1 protein-coding gene is annotated in these 1,362 nt (G+C 64.0%); it reads right to left on the reverse strand.

All coding sequences use genetic code 11. The annotated features are described in order from the left end of the window. Positions 1-1,362: tetratricopeptide repeat protein (locus AB4Y32_RS40305; protein WP_368726561.1), on the reverse strand; the 1,362-nt coding region annotated here is incomplete at both ends.

Here is a 1,362-nt window from a genome sequence, read left to right on the forward strand (position 1 = left end):
GCAGCCGCCACGGCTTTTCGACGAAATGGGATTCCTCCCCTTCCGGCAGCACGTGACGGTCGCCGAGGAAGTAATCGATATCTTTGCTGCCCGTCGTCGCGAAGAAGCCCAGCCAGCTCACCTGCACGGGAGCCGGCTTCCACGCGAACAGCGGAAGACCGGAAAACTGCGTATGTCCCGCCAGATCGACGAGGATATCGATCTTGTCGGCGTAGACGCGCCGCGCCGCATCTTCTGGACGCAGGTCGTGCAACGGCTGCCAGGCGCCAAAATGACGCGTGAGCCGCGACGTTACATCGTCGCGCTCCTTGGACGTCGAGTAGGCAAAAAGCTCGAAGTGCTGCGTATCGATATGCTCCAGCACGCTTTCGAGAAAGATGCCGACGGGATGCTGCCGCAAATCACCGGACACGAACCCGACGCGCAGCCGTCGCGCGCGCTGGCCCGCATCACGTGCATGCTGGTATGGCGTCGTTCCCGCTTGCAGCAGCGCGGCGCATCGGCGCGCGTCGGCTGCGAATGCCTCGGGCGAAACAGTGTGGATGCCTGCGGCGCAGAACAGCAGGCGCTGCCAGATCGACAAAGGCTCGGCCGGACGAAGTGTGAGCGCCTCACGATAAGCACTGAGCGCGCTTTCGATATCACCCTGAGCGCGCACGATGTCACCGAAATTCACCAGCATCGACGCATTCGGCTCGCCGGACTTCAACGCTTCGCGCGCGTGGTCCAGGGCTTCGTCCGGCTGATCCTGTTTGAGCAGGACCAGCGCGAGGTTGTGATGTGTTGCGGAGTCGGCGGGGTTCAGTTCGAGCGCGCGACGATGGCTGCGAGTTGCCGCAGGTAAGTCATCCAGGCTGTGCTGGACGTTGCCCAGGCTATTCCACGCGGCTGCCATCTCAGGATCTAGCGCGACAGCACGTTGAGCCGCCGAGCGGGCATCAGCCAGCAGGCCTCGCAGGCGAAGTGTCCCGCTCAGATTGACGTATGCGTCGGTGAGGTGCGGAGCCAGCGAGACCGCCTCGCGATAGTGCGAAATCGCGTCATCGAGTTCATCGCAGTCGCGCAGAACCGTCGCATAGCTGTTGTGTGATTCGGCCGTGCCCAATGCCAGCGCGATACGCAAATGCCCGCGCGCATCGGTCAGCTCGCCGCGCATGCGCAACGCGAGACCCAGCGCCTGATGCGCCAGGTAAAGATCCGGCTGCAACGCGATCGCCTGGCGATAGCTGCCGATCGCCTCGTCCAGTTTCCCCTGCTCGCGCTGCACATGGCCCAGGTTGCTGTACGCCTGCGCGTAATCCGGCGCCAGCGCGAGCGCCTTGCCGTAGCTCTTCGCCGCCGCTTCCAGCTCGCCCAGGTCCT

Origin of the sequence: Paraburkholderia phymatum (genome assembly GCF_040965635.1) — a bacterium.
Taxonomy (GTDB): Bacteria; Pseudomonadota; Gammaproteobacteria; order Burkholderiales; family Burkholderiaceae; genus Paraburkholderia; species Paraburkholderia phymatum_B.